Raw genomic sequence first — 16,716 nt, forward strand, 5'->3', positions numbered from 1 at the left:
CGGTAATCCTACGCCGTCCAGATTCGCGAATTTCGTGCTCGACCGCAATCCGAACTCCAGTGGGTTACAGCTTCGAGCGCTGCTGCCAGGGCTCTGCCAAAAGGTGCCGGTTGCTCAAGCATCATGCAGTGCCCTGCACCAGCCAGTGTCGTGAACGTGGCAGCTTGTTCGCGGGCCCAGTCGGGAACGTGCCAATATTCCGATGACCGTTGTCCGGCGATCAGATGAACCGGCCTGGACGCAAAGACGCTTCGGAGCAGCCCCTCATAGTCCGGTCCGGAAGTGGCACCGACGATAGCCTTCGCCGATTCCCAAACCGTTCGCCACGGCTGATAAGCAAGGGCTTCGCGGGCCCGTGCCAGATTTTCATCGGTGACCGGGATATCGTCACCGGTCAGGAGTCCGAGTGGATCAGAGAGCCGCGATTCGATCGACAACCGGGCTTCGTCCTCGGACATGGCAGCGATGGACCTTGACCAGAACGCATCGGCGAGCGAAAAGTTGCCTTCGACGGAGGTGACGGAGGCGACCAGCCAAGGCGATTGATTCGCCAACATGAATGCGTACACGCTCCCAATGGAGTGCCCGACGAGGTGGACGGGTCCGTCCCCGTGTTCTTTCTCGACGTGCGCGCGCAGTGACGCGACCTGCCCGGCCAATGTGACTGGTCGATCGGGGCCGGGACCGTACCCGTTGAGATCCGGGGCGGTGCACAGGGCCGGATCAAGCTGGGCGAAAGTCTCCTGTTCTGCAAACGGACCGAACAGGCCATGAACAAACACTATGGGAAAGCAATCAGACATAACCTCCATCCTCACAACGTGCACACCAATACCCAGATGCCACGCCCACACCATCGCACGACAACTCGTCGGCCAAACCATCTCGTGGGGCCGGAAATGGCCGTCCTGGCGGATCCACAAATAGTTGACATATCAAACAGCTGCCAAACGTAGGCTGTGTGGATGAGACAGCAGACCGAGGTCGTCCTCGTTCACGGGTTGTGGCATCAGCCAGCGCACTTCGACCGGTTGGCGCACGACCTGCGCGGGTACGGGGTCGCTGTCCACGTGCCTCGTTTGCACCGCGGCACAACGAGGACGGGACGACCAGCATTCAGCCGGGGCGGGCTCGAGACGTCTTGTACGCAGATTGCACCGAAGCGGACAGCGACTGGGCAACGGGGTTGCTCGTGCCGCAGCAGCCCGGTCATGGCCGCGGGGTACCCAGCCGCGTCGCCTGGCAGAGCGTCGAGAGTACCTACCTCAGATGCGAGCAGGACAAAGCCCTCAGCCCAGAGCTCCAAGAACGCATGGCCCGTCGGTGCAGCAATACAGTCAACCTCGAGTCGAGTCATTCACCGTTCATCAGCCAGCCCGGACAACTCGCCGAACAGATCTCGAAGATCTAGATCAAGCGAGAGAGCCAGCGGACTATTCTCCGCCCAGGAGCGAATTCAATTTGTGACCCCGCGGCCCCGTCTTGAGGTGCGCGGCAAGTGCGTGCCTACTTAGGACTCCAGAACAAATGTCACGACCGAGACGTGGGCCTCAGCTGGCATATCAGGGTAGTGCCTCTGCAGCCCCTGCCGGAGCCCGGCGAGGGAAGCCTCTGGGGCAAGGCGCGCTTGCTCAGGCGTTAGCTGGTCAAGTCGGTAGTGTTCTACTGCCGTCACAGCCCCTTCCAGGGTGCGATGCTCCTCATCGTCTTCGAACATGAACAACGCGGGTCCGACAGCTACTGGATCGTCATATCGAATGGTGGTCGTTTTGACGCCACTGGCCACATCCCCGTAGTAGCTCTTGTTGAACCTCAACATTCGCCGAGCGTTAGCCTCCGGATGAAAGAAGGTATCGGGAAGAAGCTTACGGATAGGCCGAAGCTGAGGCTTCCACTCGCCAGGCACGGCGACCATGACGTCTGGATGAAGATCTAACATCGCCTGACGGCACCTTCCGCAAGGAGGGATGAGTCCACGCCCGCCATCGCCAGCAGCGGCCATGGTGACAAGCGGCCCAGCACCAGCTGTTGCAGCTACGCCCATCACAACAAATTCAGCACACGGCCCACCGGTGAAGTGGTAAACGTTCACAGCCCTGTGAATGACCCCGCTGGTATCCATGGCAGCAGCCGCAACTGTGTGGTTGTCGTCAGCGCCGAGAGTCGCGGCCAGTTCCTCTGCCGCTTCAATGACGCGAAGTTCAGATTCGAATAAGTCCATGGGCCCATCCTGCACCACCAGGACAATCCGTGGATCGCCTGTTGGTACAGAGGACCTTGATTCAAATACCAGCCGGTGGGGCCCTCTGCTTATGGCTGTGCCCATAGACGCTCACGGGCCGACAGCGGCCTCACAAACAGTCGCTTGTGAATCATTTGTTCGGATGCCGCTCACCGGACGGGTTCGACGGGTCTGCTTGCTGCGGCGATCATGCGATGCATGACGATGTGGTGGAAAGGTCGGATGATGTTGTAATAAAGCAACCCCGTCCAACGGCGGTAGTGGACGGCAGTGATGATCCGAAATCTGTGCTCGGTTCCCGTATCCGTCGGGTCTACTTCGACGATTAAATGGCCGACCAGATGCGTGTCCTCGGCCGTGAGCACTAAGAATGCGTCTTCCTTGCCGGCCGAAACAGTGAAGAAGGCGAGTCTGTCACCAGGGTGGAAGCTGATCTCCTCCGGCCGGAGGGAGCGACTTGGCCGGCTTGAAGGGTGCTCGAGGCGCATTAGGCGGGCAAGCCCTCCACGGGCGAGGAACAGGAGCTTCAGCCAGGTGGGCTGCCACGAGAGAGCGTTGCTGATGCATTCACGCAGCGACAAGGATGCGTAGGCGCTCACTGCATCTAGATGGTGTGCTGACTTTGTGAAGCGTTCAATTTCACGATGCATGGGTCCGAGCGTCATTAGCCCTCGCCAATGAAAGGCGCGGGATGAGGCGCAGCGACGGCGCCTCCAAGGTTCTGCGAGCCCTGCTCGGGGGTGAAGAGCGTGCGGAAGCTGGGCGCCTTGGTGGCCGCGCCGAGTTTGTCCGGATTTCGTACGAGGTAGATGCCCGTAACTTGTTCGTTGCTTGATTCGATAAGGGCCGCGAGGTCAACCCTGTCTCCGCTGTAGATGATGAGGGCCGGCATCCCGTTCAAAGATGACGATTCCACCCGCATATCAGGGACGGGGTTTTTGGCGATGCCGGTGAGGAATCGCGCGATGTTGTCCGCGCCCATAACGGGTTTGCGGGCCGCTGTAACTTTTCCGCCTCCATCGGAGAGGAGGACTGCTCCGGGGGCGAGGACATCCATGAGGGACTGCATATCGCCCCCGAGTAGAGCCGTCAGGAACCGGTCAGCGACTGCTCGTCGCTGTCGTGCATCCACCTCAAAGCGCGGTTGCCGCGCGCGCACGTGCGCCTTTGCCCGGCTTGCTATTTGACGGACGGCCGCAAGCGACTTGTCTGTGGCTTCGGCGATCTCCGCGTATGGGAAATCGAAAACCTCGCGGAGGACGAAAACTGCCCGCTCATCGGGGGACAGGGTCTCGAGCACTACGAGCATCGCAAAAGACAGTGATTCACTCAGTACAGCATTCTCAGCGACATCCGGGGCCGTGACCACAGGCTCCGGGAGCCACGGACCAATGTAGTCTTCCCGGCGGCGTTGAGCTGCCCTAAGGGAGTTCAACGCTTGACGCGTCACGGTTTTAGCCAAGTAGGCTCGCGGATTTTGGACAGCTTCTGCATCAACACCGGACCATCTCAGAAAGCTCTCCTGAACGACGTCCTCGGCATCCGTAACTGTTCCCGTGATTTCGTAGGCAATGGTGAAAAGCAGGGAACGGTGTTCCTCGAAAACTCCCGCGGTTCCCACGGCCTTACTTGGCTTCTGCCGGCCGGGGGCCCTTGGGCCAGCTGTACGAACCGCTCCGACGAAGCTCGCCTCTGATCCAGGAAAGCGTCATTTGGCACATCTGCGCTTTCGCCGTTGCCGCGAGACGACCCCGAAGGACGAACCGGCGCGGCTGGTCGTCGGCATGCACGGTCTGAACGAGTCCTGACTTACGTCCCAGGCTGATGCACCTGAGCATGTATCCCACCGAAAGCGGGGCCGGAGCTCGTTTATCGAGGCGGGCTATGATGCTGTCGGCCGCGTGAGCACCAAGCGGTAGGGCCGTCGCGCAGCTCATGCGCAGGTGACCCGCGACCGTGTGGGCGGCTTGTATGGCATCGCCCGCACCGAAGATGTCGGGGAACTGCGGGCACGACAGTGACTCGTCGACCATGAGCCGCCCGAGGGCATCGGTTGGCAGTCCGCTGTCACGTGCGAGGTCCGGTGCGCTGAATCCTGCGGTCCAGATCGTGCAGTCAGATCGCAAGGTGTCACCACCCGACGTTATGACTGAGGAATCGTGGCACCTTTGCACATCGGTATTCTCTATCATTTCGACGCCGAGCCCTGAAAGCCGTTTCATTACCGCGTGTCGGCCGGAGCCGGAAAGGCTGTCGGCAATGGCTCCGCGGGAAATGAGATGTACCCGTAGCTGGGGATACTTTTCCGCGATTTCGGCAGTAACCTCGATACCGGTCAGGCCAGCTCCGATGATGCTGACGGTTGAGCCTGGATCCAGCTGCGAAAGCCGGGCCCGTAAGCGGTTTGCGTCCTCGGGATCTTTCAGAGCGTAAGCGCCCGCCGGAATCTTGTCCGGCGCCTGGGTGCTGCCTACTGAATACAGCAAAATATCGTAGTCGAGCGCGGCGTGGCCGCCTGATAGGTGCACTTTGCGATGTTCGGTATCAATACGCGACGCCGTGCTTTCGATCAGTTCCGCACGCTCGTGCAGGAGTGACCGCATCGGCACCGATGCGGATTCTCGGCTTCCGGCCGCGACCTCGTGAAGGCGGATTCGTTCGACAAAATCGGCAACCGGGTTGAGGACGATAACTCTTATGGATTCGGACAACCTCTGATTTCCGGCAAGCCTGTTTGCGGCCATGACGCCGGCATATCCGGCGCCGATAATAACCACCTGACAACGTGCTGACACTGCAGACTCCCATCGCTAATCGGACCTTCGAACATAGGACACCGCAGAAGCACGCATTGTGACACGGAAAGAGCGCTGCAATTGTCGCGTTCGTTGAAGGATCTGTCTTGGATGACATCAGTTCTAGCGCCAGCGGTAGGATTCCAGCGCGCGCAGCAGGGGAGCGGGCTCGCCTTTCAGGCGGTCGACCGGGCGGGCCCCGGCAAGGTCCCTGGACGGGGTGACCATCCAGACCGTGAAGTAGTTGTGCGGAATCTGCAGCTCCAGTGCACGCTGAAAGAGCTCAATTACCGACGGGCGGAGTTGCCCGCCGGGGAGGAACTGGAATCCCGGGCAGAAGGTGCCGTCGTCGATGAAGACGCGCACGAGCTGCTGCATCACCGGTTCAGGGTCCTCCATGAGCTCGGAGAGGCGGCGGTGGACCTGTTCCAGGGCCGGCAGCGTAAATTCTGCCCGGATCCTTTCCCATGTCTGATCGCCGATCGGCTGGGGGTTCATTATCGCCGCGGCCTAGTCGCTGATGTTTTCCAGCAGCCATTGGGTGGAGAGCGGTTCACGGCGCAGCGTGAAGGTCCGCAGCGCCGACGTCGAGCCGAGACGGACCTGCACGCGCCAGTATTCGACGCTGACCGGGCTGCCGCTGCCCGCGACGGCAGTGCGCCGGGTGTCCGCTCCGAACCAATGCTGGGACTCCGTGCCGGGATCGACAAGCCAGATCCGTCCGCCGTGCCGGATGGCAAGGGGTTTGCCTGCCGGATCGGTCCGGACCTGCAGGACGCGGGTGTGGGTGGGGGCTTCGGGTGCAAGGGTCATGGGGGAGTTCTTTCTTGGTGCGGTGGCGCGGGTGTGTGTTGGGTTCAGGCGGCTTTGACGAGGGGGAGTTCGTCCCAGTGGGTGGTGTAGCGGGGGGAGAGCATGTCCCGTTTCATGGTCCAGTCCGGTCCTCCCCGAATTCCGGCGTGGCCGAGGCCGATGGAGCCGCGCCCGTAGCGGCGGGTCACGTCTTCCAGGAGGGTGCCGACGTGGCGTTCCTCGTGCGGGTTTTCGAACAGGCTCAGGGGTGCCTGGTTGCCGGTGGGCCGGAGGTCGGTGACCATGATGCCGGCCCTGGCGTACCGGATGCCCTCGTTGATGTGGGGGAGGAACGCGTGGGCAGCCCTTGTCAGCAGGACCGGGTCCGCGGTGGGCATCGGCAGCGGCACGCAGACCGAGGGGTAGGACGTGTCTTTCGGGTTGAAGTGTGAGGTGCCGGCGAACGCGGTGAGCACCTTGGCCTGCAGTCCGTGTTTGGCCAGCCGCGCCGAGGCCTGCTGGCCGTAAACGCTCATGACCTGCCGCATCCCTGCCGCGGTGGTGATGGGGGTGGCGAAGGAGCGGGAGAAGATGAGCTGGTCCCGGCCGATCCGTTCCTCCTCCATCGGGATGCAGGGGGTGCCCTGCAGTTCCAGGACGGTGCGCATCATGACCACGGAGAAGCGGTCCCGGATCATGACCGGATCGGCCCGGGACAAGTCAAGGATGGAATGGATGCCCAGGCCGTTGAGGCGTTTGGTCAGCCGGCTGGCGACGCCCCAGATCTCAATCACCGACAGGCGGCGCATCAGTGATTCCCGGTCGGCGGCGGGCACGGAGTCCCAGTGGCAGACGCCGTCGAAGGCCGGGTTGTTCTTGGCCCATTTGTTGGCCAGTTTCGCCAGCGTCTTGGTCCCGGCGATCCCGACGCAGACCGGTACCCCGACGTTGCGCCGCACGGCTGCCTTGGTGGTCCGGCCCAGGTCCAGGAGTTCTTCCGGGGTGCCTTTGACGCCGAGGAAGGCCTCGTCGATGCTGTAGACCTCCAGCCAGGCCGAGTACCGGCCCAGCAGCTCCATCACCCGGGCGCTGATGTCCCCGTACAGCTCGTAGTTGCTGGACAGGGCCACCAGTCCCCATTCCCTGGCCCGCGGGGCGAGTTTGAACCAGGGCTCGCCCAGGGGGATGCCGAGGGCCTTGGCCTCGGGGGACCGGGTGACTGCGCAGCCGTCGTTGTTGGACAGGACAACGACGGGCTTGCCTTCCAGGGACGGGTCGAAGGCCCGCTCGGCCGAGGCGTAGAAGCAGTTCACGTCCACGTGCGCGATCTGCGGCATCTGCCGCATTGTGGCGGGTTTAGACATGGCTTGCCTCAAACATGGTGCAGACAGCGGGTCGCGACGCCCCAGATGACCAGGTCCGAGACGGACGGGACCCGGATGTCCGGGTACGCCGGATTCTCCGCCTGCAGCACGACCCCGCTTCCCGTGATCCGCAGCCGCTTGATGGTCAGCTCCCCGTCCAGAACCGCGATGACCACGGACCCGTCCTTGGGTTCCAGGGCGCGGTTCACGATCAGTTCATCACCGTCGCTGATGCCGGCGCCTTCCATCGAGTCCCCGGACACGCGCACGACGTAGGTGCTGGTGATGTCCTTGATCAGGTGCTCATTCAGGTCGATCCGGCCATCAAAGTAGTCCTGCGCCGGCGAGGGATACCCGGCCGCGACAGGGACCGGAGAGATCAGCACCGACAACAACGACATGCCCGCATCTATCACGCGGGGACCGACAACAACGCCCACAACACACCTTTATTCGAATATATGTTCGATATATTCAGTGTAGCCGGACGGGCCGACAAAAGACCGACCTGGCGGAGTTGCACCTATCCCAAACCTGCGGGGCGGAAATTTCAGTATGCGGACAGGCTGACGAAGTACTCCTGCTGGACCGGGCGGCGGCCCAGCTTCTGCGCCGTGCGCAGCGAGGGCAGGTTTTCCGCGTGGATGTGGCCCCAGACGGTGTCCGCCCCCGAGCGTTGACCGGCCAAGAACACGGATTGCATCGCCGGAGCCAGGCCCCGGCCGCGCAAACGTTCCGTCAGGAACACGTCCAACATGCAGACGGCACGGCGGCCAAAGAGCGGTGACATTGTGGCAGCCGCCAATCCCGCAAAGCCGAGGTCGTCCCGCAGCGACATCAACAAGCCCTGGTCCGCGGCTTCTTGGAGTCCCTCCTGGCCGGACTCTGAAACAAACGAGCTAAGCTCCGGGGCATCCGCCCGCCACGCTTGATGTTCGCGCTGGTAATCGGCGAATACGTCAGTCGCCGCTACTGGCCAGGAGATCGTCAGAGTCCCGGTCAGGTCCCGCCCGTCAGCCCTTGCTGCCATGTCCACGGACCCGGCCATGACTGTTGCCCAGTTTTCCGCGGAGGAGAGCTTGAGGCCAGGCTGCTCCCAGAATGTGAAGCCACGCACTCGGACGCCGCGGTAGGCCTCCGCCACTTGGGCGGCGAGTGCATCCACAGCCTCAGCGTCGTTCACCCGGGCAGTCGTTTTGACCGCCACGAACGGGAAGGCCGGGTCGAGGTTGAGGTACCTTAGGCCTGAAACGACCGTCCGGTCGTCGCTAGCTTCCAGTAGCCGCTCGGTCATGTCCCAGGCGCTGACGCTGACTCCCAACCGGCCGATCCTGGCCGCCACGACGTCCGGTGACGCAAGAGCGGCGAGGGACCCGACGTCGTCGATCTCGGCTTGCGCTGCGTCGTCGGCCTCGTACCCGGCAGGAAGGTATTGCAGTACCGGGCGGGCGAATGCGGCGAGCTGGTGGGCCGGCAGTCCAAAAGGGTTCATTGATCCCTAGGCTACGCGAGCGGGCCGTTGGAGCTTTTCGTTCACAAGCTGCTCCGCCGCCGGTCAGACGGTGTCGACCCAGTAGCGGCGTTTGCCGTTGCGGGTGTCCTCGTAGACGCCGCCGTTCTTTTCGATGGTCGCCCGGGAGCCGGCGTTATCCTCATCGCAGGTGAGAAGAACCCGGGGGATTCCCAGTTTTCGGGCAATCGGCAACGCATCAGCCAGCGCCCTCGCTGCGTGGCCGCGACGCCTGGCGGAGGGCCTCACGCTGTAGCCGATGTGCCCGCCTTCGTTGAGGAGGAAATCGTTCAGCTCGTGCCTGATGGCAAGTGAGCCAAGGAACGTGTCACCCTCCACGATCCACAAATACGTGCAGGGCACGTACCCCGGCTTCCGCGGGCTCTCGGGCAAAGCATCGTTGAGGAGGGCGTCGACAAAGCGGCGGAACGACTGGGCATCTTTGAGTTCTTCCAGGGGCCAGTCCTCCGCGCCCCCGCCGTCCCGGTGGGCGCCGTCAAATTCTGCGGATCCTTCCAACCAGGAGGAGTGGTACCGGGCATCCGGAGCGATAAGGAGAGGCATCACAAGATCGTATTCGAAGGGGCCGTGTTTTCCGTGGTGTCGGTCCGGGTGTTCCGTTCCGAGCTGCATACGACGATTGACCGTCAGCTTTTCAGCGGATTACCCGATAGCGCACGTGGGTGACGAGGCGGGTGCCGCTTACTTCCGTCGGCTCAAGCTGGAGATTCGCGACGCCGTCCAGCAGCCGCTCGCCCGCTCCCAGGACGATGGGCGCGATGTGGATCCGCAGCTCGTCGATCAGCCCCGCCGACAGGTAGTGGCGGGCCGTCTGCGCCCCGCCGGCAATGGCCACGTCCTTGCTGCCGGCGGCCTGCCGCGCCTGCGCCAGAGCCGATTCGATCCCATCGGTCACGAAGTTGAACGTGGTGCCGCCCTGCATCTCCAGGGGCTCGCGTGGGTGATGGGTGAGGACGAACACGGGTGCGTGATAGGGCGGTTCCTCACCCCACCAGCCCCGCCATTGCTCGTCCCACGGCCCGGGGCCTGCGAACATGTTCCGTCCCATGATGTAGGCGCCGGCCGCGAGGATGCCTTCGAGTTCGGCTGCGTTGGACTCGGGTTCTTCGAACTGCCACCTGTGCAGGAGCTCTCCGCCCTCGCCCAGGGGGTCCGCCATGCTTTGGTTCGGGCCGGCGAGGAATCCGTCGAGGGAGATGGTCAGATCGCACGTGACTCGGCTCATGCGCCCATCATGCCACCACGCGGCGGTTCGGGTCCGGCTGAGCGTCCAGTAGCTGCCGCCGTCGTGCCGCCCGCCGGTGGGGACATCGCCGTCGGCCGCTCTGTGTGTAACTGCGCGCTAGTGGCCGGCGGGCTGGAATAACTCGACCACATTGCCGGACGGATCTTCCAGCAGGATCTGCTGTCCGCCTGGGCCGGTGACGATGTCGTTTCGGAACGTGAGGCCGGCGGCGCGCAGCCGGTGCACTTCGGCCGCGATATCGCTCACGATGAGGTGGATGCGGTTCCATCCCCCCGGCGCGGGGACCGTGCCGTCCGGCATGGGGCGGCCTGCCGAACTGCTCGGCCCGCTCAGGAGGAGCCTCAGCCGGCCGCGGGTGACGTCGGCGAACGCCGGAGCGGCGCTCATCCGGAGGGTGAACCCGAGGTGCTTTGTGTAGAAGTCGGTCGCCGCAGCGACGTCGTCCACCATGTATCGGACGCTGACCAGCTCCGTAAGGTCGTTGGGCATTTCTAGCTCCTTTCCGAACTCGTTTGGGAGTATTCGATTGCGTAAAGCAGGAACTGGATCCGCGTGTTCAGTTCCTCAGCCGTGCGAACAAACGCCGGGTGGCTGTCCTGACCGGCTGCTTCGGCCGCCGGATCGGGGATGCTCCAATGCACCATCGCCGGCGCCCCCGGGAAGTCCGGGCACACTTCCCGTACGCGGTCACAAAGGCTGATCACGTAGTCGAACCTCTGCTCGGCGAACTCACTCAGATGCTTGGAGCGGGCCCCGCTGATGTCCATGCCACGCTCACGCATCACGCGCACGGCGTTGGGGTGCAGGTCCTTGGGGTGGCTGCCGGCGCTGGCGGCTTCGATCCGGGAGCCGCCCAGGCGCCCCAGGATTGCCTCGGCCATCTGGGACCGGCTGCTGTTGCCCGTGCATAGGAACAGCACCCGTACGGCTGACTGCGCGGGCGGCCGGCCCGGCGGTCCGCCAAGACCCTCGGCCAGCTGTGGCAGCTCGGTCGGGACCAGCCGCAGGCCGGCGTGAAGGGCCGCACCGGATTCGGCAAGCCGTTCGCGGTACGCCGCCAGGTTGAGGCTGCAGTACGTGTCACGTCCGTCGGCCGAGCTGCGCCGCATGGTCACCAGCCCGGCTGCGCGCAGTTGGCCCAGATGGTAGGAGGTCAGGCTCTGCCTCTGACCCACCAGTGCCGTTAGCTCGCGCACCTGCCGGTCGCTGCGTGCCAGCTCGCCCAGCAACTGCCACCGCACGGGGTGTCCAGCCAGGCGGAGGAATCCCGACGCTGCCGCCTGAGCCTCTGGAGATGTGGTGTGGCTCACACCCCGATTGTATCAATTTAGGTAGATCGATCAAAGAGGTTTGATTGAATGCTGCCGATCGCCGCCGGCCGCCGTCGCCGGTCGGCAGGTGCCAGATGCTGCGCCAAATGAATTTCCCGGCCCGTGTCGATTGACCCTCCCCCTGTTCGACCTGTGGGTGAGAAGGTCGAAGGGCGACCTTCCAAAACCCAGGAGATTGAAATGGCAAAGTACATGTTGATCATGCGCGGAACCGACGAATCGTTCGCCAATCTTGAGAAAGCCGACTTCAACGAAATCCTCGAGACCATGGGCAAATTCAACGACGAATTGATCCGCGCCGGAGTCCTGCTGGCAGCCGAGGGCCTTGATGATCCGAAGGAGGGCGTCGTGGTCGACTTCACCGGCGAAACCCCGGTGGTCACCGACGGGCCCTACGGCGAAACCAAGGAACTGTTCGGCGGCTACTACATCCTCGATGTCGCATCCAAGCAGGAAGCCATCGAGTGGGCCAAACGGGCTCCCCTCACGGCGGGAACCAAGACCGAGATCCGCCGTGTGCCCGCCATCGACGAGTTCCCGCAGGATAATGAATGGATCCAGAAGGAACGCGCGTGGCGTGAGCAGACCGGCCAGCTCTGAACCTGGCAACCCAGAATCAGTCAACCCATAACCGGCAGTGAGCAGCAACGAGGCAAGGGCCGCCGTCGAAGCAGTGTGGCGCATGGAGTCCGCCCGCATTGTCGGCGCCCTTGCCCGCTACACAGGTGATTTCCCGTTGGCCGAAGACCTGGCGCAGGAGGCGCTCGCCGAGGCCCTCGTGTCGTGGTCGGTGAACGGGATTCCCGCGCAGCCGGTGGGTTGGCTGCTGACCACCGGCCGACGCCGCGCGGTGGACACCTTCCGGCGTCGTGCCGCCCGGGACGATAAGTATGCCCAACTGGCCCGCGACCTCTCTGAGGCGGAACCGGGCGCGGATTCCCTGTTCGACCCCGACGCGATCGACGACGACGTGCTGGCGCTGATGTTCATCTCCTGCCATCCGGTGTTGTCCAAGGAAGCGCGGATCGCGCTGACGCTGCGGGTAGTGGGCGGCATGGGCACCGACGAGATCGCGAAGGCGTTCCTGGTTCCGGTACCGACCATCCAGGCACGCATCACCCGGGCCAAGAAGACCCTGGCCGCGGACCACGTGCCGTTCGCTGTGCCAGAAACGCGCGAAGTGCCAGAACGGCTTGGCTCGGTACTCCACGTCGTGTACCTAATCTTCACGGAGGGTTCCTTCGCGTCCGGCGGTGACTCCTGGATGCGCACGGACCTGGCCGGCGAAGCGCGCCGCCTGGCCCGGGTGCTCACGCGGCTGGCGCCGGAACCCGAGGTGTTCGGCCTGCTGGCGCTGATGGAACTGACTGCCGCGCGCTTCCCCGCGAGGCTCGATACGTCCGGTCGGCCAGTCCTTCTGGAGGATCAGGACCGACGGTTGTGGGACCAGTCGGCGATCCGGCGCGGCCGCGCCGCGCTGGCGAAGGCCGTGGCTGCCGGCCGCGGGCTCGGCGCATACGGGCTGCAGGCCTCCATCGCCGAATGCCACGCGGTGGCCCCGTCCGTTGCGGAAACCGACTGGCAGCGGATCGTCATCCTGTACGAGGCCCTGGGAAGGCTGGCGCCGTCGTCGGTGGTCGAACTGAACCGCGCCGTGGCGGTGGCCATGGCGTCGGGCCCGGCCGCCGGGCTGGAACTGGTCGACGCGATCGCTGCCCGGGGCGAACTCAACGGCTCGCACCTGCTGCCCGCGGTCAGGGGCGAGTTGCTGAGAAGGCTCGGCCGGCGCGGGGAGGCGCGGTCAGCGCTGCAGCAGGCTGTCGCGCTGTGCACGAATGCGGCCGAACGAGCGGCGCTGGAACGAAAGATCGACGAGCTGGCCCTCCAGTAGGGAACAGGGGCAGATCATGACTATCCCGCGGCTTCGCCCGGAGCGCGATGCGGCCACGCGGAGTGGATCAGCCTTCGGCCGGCACCGGTTCCCGGCCTTCGGCGAATCCGGTCAGGGCCGACGCCAGGTCTCCTGCCGCCGCCACGACCTTCTCCGCCGGCACTCCGGCCGACAGGGCGGCAATGATCTGAACGTCGCACGCGGCTTTGGCCTGATCAAGGGCCCATTCGGCGGCCTCGACCTCGCCGACACGGGTAATCACCGCGGCCAGCAGCGACTCGCGCAGGGCCAGTAGGTCAGCTGCCGCCCGTTCGGACCCGGGCGCGGCCGGCTCGGGTTCTACGTATACGGTCGAATCGACCTGGGCGATAGACAAAGGGGGAGTGATTGATTCGATGAACGGTTCCACGGGGGCTGCCTTCCAAGACTTTCGAAGCAATGCTCCCGGTCGCTGAGCGGAATAAGGCCTCTGAGGACCACCAGACCGAACAAGTCTGTCTACTAAGAAAGAGACTACAGCAACCAGGTTCTACTCCATGTGAGCTTTTTGTGATAAGTCCGTACACGACACATCGTCTGATTGCGGAAGGGGAGTCGCATGCCAAACCCGGTCGGGGCGGTATCACTGCTGAGCACAGGGATTGTGGAAATCCGCAGACAGCACGTTGAATCGGACGGAAGCCCGCTGCTGTGGTGGCTGCTCACCGCCCGGGACTGGTCAGGTCCTCGCCCGATCAACGTCTACGTCATTGAACACGAGCAAGGGCTGGTGCTTTTCGACACCGGCCAGGACCGGGCATCCGTCACCGACCCCAACTACTTCCCCGGCGGCATCCCCGGCTTCCTCTACCGGAGGCTCGCGCGCTTCGAGATCGGCGGGCGGGAAACGCTCACCCAGCGTCTGGTAGGCCTCGGCTACGACATCGCCGACGTGCGCTGGGCCGTCCTGTCCCACCTGCATCAAGACCATATCGGCGGCCTGCGCGAACTAAAGCATGCCGAGATCATCGCCTCGGCCGCCGAGTGGGCATCACTTAACCGTCCGGACGCGGCCCTTCAGGGCTTAATGCGCCGCCACATCGACCTGCCAGGCCTTTCCTGGCGCCTGCTGCAATTCCCTTCGGGACAAGGCGAGCCTATCGGGCCGTTCGATAGCTCGTACGACCTGTTCGACGACGGCTCCCTGGTTCTGGTCCCGACGCCGGGTCACACTCCGGGATCGGTCTCCCTCTTGGTCCGCCGCGAGGGTAAACCGCCGCTGCTCATGGTCGGGGACGTCAGCTATGCGGAAGACCTTCTGCGCCGCGAACGGATTCCCGGCATCGGCAAAAGGAAGGGCCTGCTGGCCACCACCCGGGCAATCAACACCCTCCGGGCCGCATATCCCGATCTGGTCATTCTTCCCGCCCACGACCCCGGTGCCGCCGATCGCCTCGCGGCCGCCGGCGGGGCTGATCTGCGAGCCAGGAACGACTCGCAGCCGTTCGGTGGATCTGGTCCACGCGGAACTGGTCACCAGAACCACTGATAGCGATCAGTTACCGGGCGGTCCCCGGGACTACGATGGACCCAAGTATTCGAATTACATCGTTGTAATGGGGACATTTCGCGGGGCGGCGCCAGCGGTAACTGCCGGACGGATTGGCCCGGGTGAAGACTCGGATTTGCCGCCGTCGGCCCCGATCGGCGGTCCTGTGTGTCGGAATTGAAAAGAGTGGGTTGGCGGATGGCGTCTGGTGCAGCAGCGCGAAACAACGTTCAGGTGTACGGGCCAGAAGACGGCCCGGTCCTTGTTTTCGCGCACGGGTTCGGCACCGACCAGAGCATGTGGGGCAAGATTCTGCCCTGGTTCACCGACCGCTACCGGGTGGTCCTGCTGGACCACGTGGGCTCCGGCGGCTCCGACCAGTCCGCCTACGATTCGGCCACCTATTCAAACTTGGACGCCTACGTCGATGACCTGATGGAACTCTGCAGGGAACTCGACCTGCAGGATGCGACCCTCATCGGCCACAGCGTCGGGTCCATGATGGCCGTCAGCGCGGCCGCCCGGGACGAAGAGGGCAGGGTGGGCCGTCTGGTCCTGGTCACGGCATCGCCCAGCTACCTCGACCACCCCGAGGACGGCTACGTGGGAGGGTTCACCCGGCAGGACATTGACGACGTCTTCGAATCCCTGGATGCCAACTATGTTGTCTGGGCCGAGTCGATGGCCCCGGTCTACATGAATACACCGCACGCTCCCGAACTGGACCATGAAATCCAGGGCAGCTTCGGGCGGATCAGCCCCCGCGTTGCGCGCGACTTTGCCCGGGTGGCGTTCCTGTCCGATGTCCGGCACCTGCTCGCCGAAGTCACCATTCCGGTGCTGGTCCTGCAAAGCACCGACGACGTCGTCACGCCGGACCACGTCGGCACGTACTTGCACAGGGCGCTCGCCAACAGCACCCTGGTCCGGCTTGCGGCCACGGGCCACTTCCCGCAAAGCAGCGCGCCGGCGGAAACGTCCGCCGCCATCCTCGAATACCTGAAACCGGCATGACCCAGACGGTAACCGCGGCCGTCGACTATGGGCAGCTCTTCAATCAGGCGCCTGCCGGCTACATCGTTGCCAGAACCGACGGCACCATCCTGGCCGCGAACGCCACCATGTGCGCCTGGACTGGAGTTCCTGCAGGCGGCCTCGACGGCACCCGGCTGCTGGACCTCATGCCAGCCGGGGACAGGCTGATATACCGGACGCATGCCGGACCGAAGCTGGAACGCGACGGCCACCTCGGTGAACTGTCGATCGAACTCTTGGGACCGGACGGGCACCGGAGGCCGGTCCTGCTGTCGGTCACGCGGACCGTGGACGGGACGGAGCCGAGGGATCTGATGATCTTTTTCGCTGCCCCCGAGCGGCACCGGTATGAGCGCGAGCTGGCCAGCGCCCACCGGCGACTTGAGGACGCGGAAGCGGACCGCGCAAAGCTCTTGGAGGAACCTCACCATCGGGCGTTCCACGACCCGCTGACAGGCCTGCCGAACCGGCGGCACCTGGAGGAAAACCTGCTGACGGCCCTGGCCCGCGCCGGCGAACAGGGGAACCGTGTCGGCGTGCTCTTTTGCGACGTCAACAACTTCAAGCAGGTGAATGACACGCTGGGCCACGCGGCCGGAGACGACGTCCTGGAACACGTGGCGCTGATGCTTTCGGGGGCCGTGCGCGGCGCGGACACCGTGACGCGGTACAGCGGGGACGAGTTCGTGGTCCTGATCCCCTGGCTGGAGCATCCGGGGGAGCTTGAGGCCGTAGCCGGGCGTGTCCGGAGCTGCTTAGCCGGTGCCGTCATCATCGCGGGGAGCGAGCTCCGGCTGGGCATGTCCGTTGGCCAGGCCGAAACGGAAGTTCGGGCCGACGCTGATCCGGCAGAACACAAGGAACTGGCCAAGGCCCTGCTTTGGCCGCCGACCAGGACATGTACCGGGTGAAGACCGAAATGCGTGGCGCCTTGACTGCCGGTTGACCTGCGGGGACTCAT

At 64.2% G+C, this 16,716-nt stretch carries 21 protein-coding genes; 6 read left to right on the plus strand and 15 right to left on the minus strand.

All coding sequences use genetic code 11. The annotated features are described in order from the left end of the window. Positions 1-8 precede the first annotated feature (8 nt). On the minus strand, positions 9-803 hold the full coding sequence (locus BLS42_RS19200; protein ID WP_176803559.1) for an alpha/beta fold hydrolase: 795 nt from the start codon (positions 801-803) through the stop codon (positions 9-11). Between the two features lie 200 nt (positions 804-1,003). Between BLS42_RS19200 and BLS42_RS20875 the strand changes: the two genes are divergently transcribed. Then, positions 1,004-1,411, plus strand: a complete 408-nt coding sequence (locus BLS42_RS20875) for an alpha/beta fold hydrolase (RefSeq protein WP_371129621.1) — start codon at positions 1,004-1,006, stop codon at positions 1,409-1,411. Between the two features lie 99 nt (positions 1,412-1,510). Here the strand turns inward: BLS42_RS20875 and BLS42_RS19210 are convergent, their stop codons facing one another. The 13 genes from BLS42_RS19210 to BLS42_RS19270 all read right to left on the minus strand — a co-directional run bounded on the left by BLS42_RS19210 (position 1,511) and on the right by BLS42_RS19270 (position 11,280). Continuing rightward, entirely contained in the window at positions 1,511-2,221 is a 711-nt protein-coding gene (locus BLS42_RS19210) for an ASCH domain-containing protein (protein ID WP_090583946.1), read from the minus strand. Positions 2,222-2,391: 170 nt separating this feature from the next. Continuing rightward, positions 2,392-2,907 carry a DUF2867 domain-containing protein gene (locus BLS42_RS19215; protein WP_090583947.1) on the minus strand — a complete coding sequence of 172 codons (516 nt, stop codon included), beginning with the start codon at positions 2,905-2,907 and terminating at the stop codon, positions 2,392-2,394. Further along, the gene (locus BLS42_RS19220; RefSeq protein ID WP_090583948.1) at positions 2,907-3,863 is read right to left on the minus strand and encodes an RNA polymerase sigma-70 factor; all 957 of its coding nucleotides are present in this window, start codon (positions 3,861-3,863) and stop codon (positions 2,907-2,909) included. The genes BLS42_RS19215 and BLS42_RS19220 overlap by 1 nt, the downstream gene beginning before the upstream one ends. Positions 3,864-3,867: 4 nt before the next feature. Continuing rightward, positions 3,868-5,019 carry an NAD(P)/FAD-dependent oxidoreductase gene (locus BLS42_RS19225; RefSeq protein WP_256336586.1) on the minus strand — a complete coding sequence of 384 codons (1,152 nt, stop codon included), beginning with the start codon at positions 5,017-5,019 and terminating at the stop codon, positions 3,868-3,870. Between the two features lie 141 nt (positions 5,020-5,160). Next, on the minus strand, positions 5,161-5,535 hold the full coding sequence (locus tag BLS42_RS19230; protein ID WP_090583950.1) for a hypothetical protein: 375 nt from the start codon (positions 5,533-5,535) through the stop codon (positions 5,161-5,163). Between the two features lie 12 nt (positions 5,536-5,547). Further along, positions 5,548-5,850, minus strand: coding sequence for a hypothetical protein (locus BLS42_RS19235; RefSeq protein ID WP_090583951.1), 303 nt, complete (start codon positions 5,848-5,850; stop codon positions 5,548-5,550). Between the two features lie 44 nt (positions 5,851-5,894). After that, positions 5,895-7,193: a Y-family DNA polymerase gene (locus BLS42_RS19240; RefSeq protein ID WP_176803563.1), complete on the minus strand. Its 1,299-nt coding sequence runs from the start codon at positions 7,191-7,193 to the stop codon at positions 5,895-5,897. A gap of 8 nt (positions 7,194-7,201) precedes the next feature. Beyond that, positions 7,202-7,633 (minus strand): LexA family protein, encoded by a 432-nt coding sequence (locus BLS42_RS19245; protein ID WP_090583952.1) that lies wholly within the window; start codon positions 7,631-7,633, stop codon positions 7,202-7,204. 110 nt (positions 7,634-7,743) lie between these two features. After that, complete coding sequence (locus BLS42_RS19250; RefSeq protein ID WP_090583953.1) at positions 7,744-8,685, minus strand: GNAT family N-acetyltransferase; 942 nt, start codon at positions 8,683-8,685, stop codon at positions 7,744-7,746. Between the two features lie 63 nt (positions 8,686-8,748). Then, a complete protein-coding gene (locus tag BLS42_RS19255; RefSeq protein ID WP_090583979.1) occupies positions 8,749-9,267 on the minus strand; it encodes a GNAT family N-acetyltransferase in 519 nt (172 codons plus the stop codon). 91 nt (positions 9,268-9,358) lie between these two features. Beyond that, the gene (locus BLS42_RS19260; protein WP_090583954.1) at positions 9,359-9,949 is read right to left on the minus strand and encodes a dihydrofolate reductase family protein; all 591 of its coding nucleotides are present in this window, start codon (positions 9,947-9,949) and stop codon (positions 9,359-9,361) included. Between the two features lie 117 nt (positions 9,950-10,066). Beyond that, a complete protein-coding gene (locus BLS42_RS19265) occupies positions 10,067-10,459 on the minus strand; it encodes a VOC family protein (protein WP_090583955.1) in 393 nt (130 codons plus the stop codon). Positions 10,460-10,461: 2 nt separating this feature from the next. Beyond that, positions 10,462-11,280, minus strand: a complete 819-nt coding sequence (locus BLS42_RS19270; RefSeq protein WP_090583956.1) for an arsenate reductase/protein-tyrosine-phosphatase family protein — start codon at positions 11,278-11,280, stop codon at positions 10,462-10,464. Between the two features lie 201 nt (positions 11,281-11,481). Here BLS42_RS19270 and BLS42_RS19275 point away from each other — a divergent pair, with 201 nt between their 5' ends. After that, the gene (locus BLS42_RS19275) at positions 11,482-11,901 is read left to right on the plus strand and encodes a YciI family protein (protein WP_090583957.1); all 420 of its coding nucleotides are present in this window, start codon (positions 11,482-11,484) and stop codon (positions 11,899-11,901) included. Between the two features lie 37 nt (positions 11,902-11,938). Then, entirely contained in the window at positions 11,939-13,192 is a 1,254-nt protein-coding gene (locus tag BLS42_RS19280; protein ID WP_090583958.1) for an RNA polymerase sigma factor, read from the plus strand. A gap of 67 nt (positions 13,193-13,259) precedes the next feature. Here the strand turns inward: BLS42_RS19280 and BLS42_RS19285 are convergent, their stop codons facing one another. Continuing rightward, positions 13,260-13,601 carry a hypothetical protein gene (locus BLS42_RS19285; RefSeq protein ID WP_090583959.1) on the minus strand — a complete coding sequence of 114 codons (342 nt, stop codon included), beginning with the start codon at positions 13,599-13,601 and terminating at the stop codon, positions 13,260-13,262. 189 nt (positions 13,602-13,790) lie between these two features. Here BLS42_RS19285 and BLS42_RS19290 point away from each other — a divergent pair, with 189 nt between their 5' ends. The 3 genes from BLS42_RS19290 (at position 13,791) to BLS42_RS20740 (ending at position 16,666) form a co-directional block, all read left to right on the plus strand. Then, the gene (locus tag BLS42_RS19290) at positions 13,791-14,720 is read left to right on the plus strand and encodes an N-acyl homoserine lactonase family protein (RefSeq protein WP_090583960.1); all 930 of its coding nucleotides are present in this window, start codon (positions 13,791-13,793) and stop codon (positions 14,718-14,720) included. Positions 14,721-14,918: 198 nt separating this feature from the next. Further along, positions 14,919-15,734 (plus strand): alpha/beta fold hydrolase, encoded by an 816-nt coding sequence (locus BLS42_RS19295; protein WP_176803565.1) that lies wholly within the window; start codon positions 14,919-14,921, stop codon positions 15,732-15,734. Continuing rightward, entirely contained in the window at positions 15,731-16,666 is a 936-nt protein-coding gene (locus BLS42_RS20740; protein WP_090583962.1) for a sensor domain-containing protein, read from the plus strand. The genes BLS42_RS19295 and BLS42_RS20740 overlap by 4 nt, the downstream gene beginning before the upstream one ends. Positions 16,667-16,716 lie beyond the last annotated feature (50 nt).

The sequence above is a fragment of the Arthrobacter sp. ov407 genome (assembly GCF_900102895.1).
In the GTDB taxonomy this organism is placed as follows: Bacteria; Actinomycetota; Actinomycetes; order Actinomycetales; family Micrococcaceae; genus Arthrobacter.

Coding starts and splice junctions, on each gene's coding strand:
- BLS42_RS19250 (WP_090583953.1), bottom strand. CDS start 8,685: ATGAACCCTTTTGGACTGCCGGCCCACCAGCTCGCCGCATTCGCCCGC.
- BLS42_RS19295 (WP_176803565.1), top strand. CDS start 14,919: ATGGCGTCTGGTGCAGCAGCGCGAAACAACGTTCAGGTGTACGGGCCA.
- BLS42_RS19210 (WP_090583946.1), bottom strand. CDS start 2,221: ATGGACTTATTCGAATCTGAACTTCGCGTCATTGAAGCGGCAGAGGAA.
- BLS42_RS19260 (WP_090583954.1), bottom strand. CDS start 9,949: ATGAGCCGAGTCACGTGCGATCTGACCATCTCCCTCGACGGATTCCTC.
- BLS42_RS19240 (WP_176803563.1), bottom strand. CDS start 7,193: ATGTCTAAACCCGCCACAATGCGGCAGATGCCGCAGATCGCGCACGTG.
- BLS42_RS19290 (WP_090583960.1), top strand. CDS start 13,791: ATGCCAAACCCGGTCGGGGCGGTATCACTGCTGAGCACAGGGATTGTG.
- BLS42_RS19230 (WP_090583950.1), bottom strand. CDS start 5,535: ATGAACCCCCAGCCGATCGGCGATCAGACATGGGAAAGGATCCGGGCA.
- BLS42_RS19255 (WP_090583979.1), bottom strand. CDS start 9,267: ATGCCTCTCCTTATCGCTCCGGATGCCCGGTACCACTCCTCCTGGTTG.
- BLS42_RS19235 (WP_090583951.1), bottom strand. CDS start 5,850: ATGACCCTTGCACCCGAAGCCCCCACCCACACCCGCGTCCTGCAGGTC.
- BLS42_RS19215 (WP_090583947.1), bottom strand. CDS start 2,907: ATGACGCTCGGACCCATGCATCGTGAAATTGAACGCTTCACAAAGTCA.
- BLS42_RS19265 (WP_090583955.1), bottom strand. CDS start 10,459: ATGCCCAACGACCTTACGGAGCTGGTCAGCGTCCGATACATGGTGGAC.
- BLS42_RS19275 (WP_090583957.1), top strand. CDS start 11,482: ATGGCAAAGTACATGTTGATCATGCGCGGAACCGACGAATCGTTCGCC.
- BLS42_RS19200 (WP_176803559.1), bottom strand. CDS start 803: ATGTCTGATTGCTTTCCCATAGTGTTTGTTCATGGCCTGTTCGGTCCG.
- BLS42_RS20740 (WP_090583962.1), top strand. CDS start 15,731: ATGACCCAGACGGTAACCGCGGCCGTCGACTATGGGCAGCTCTTCAAT.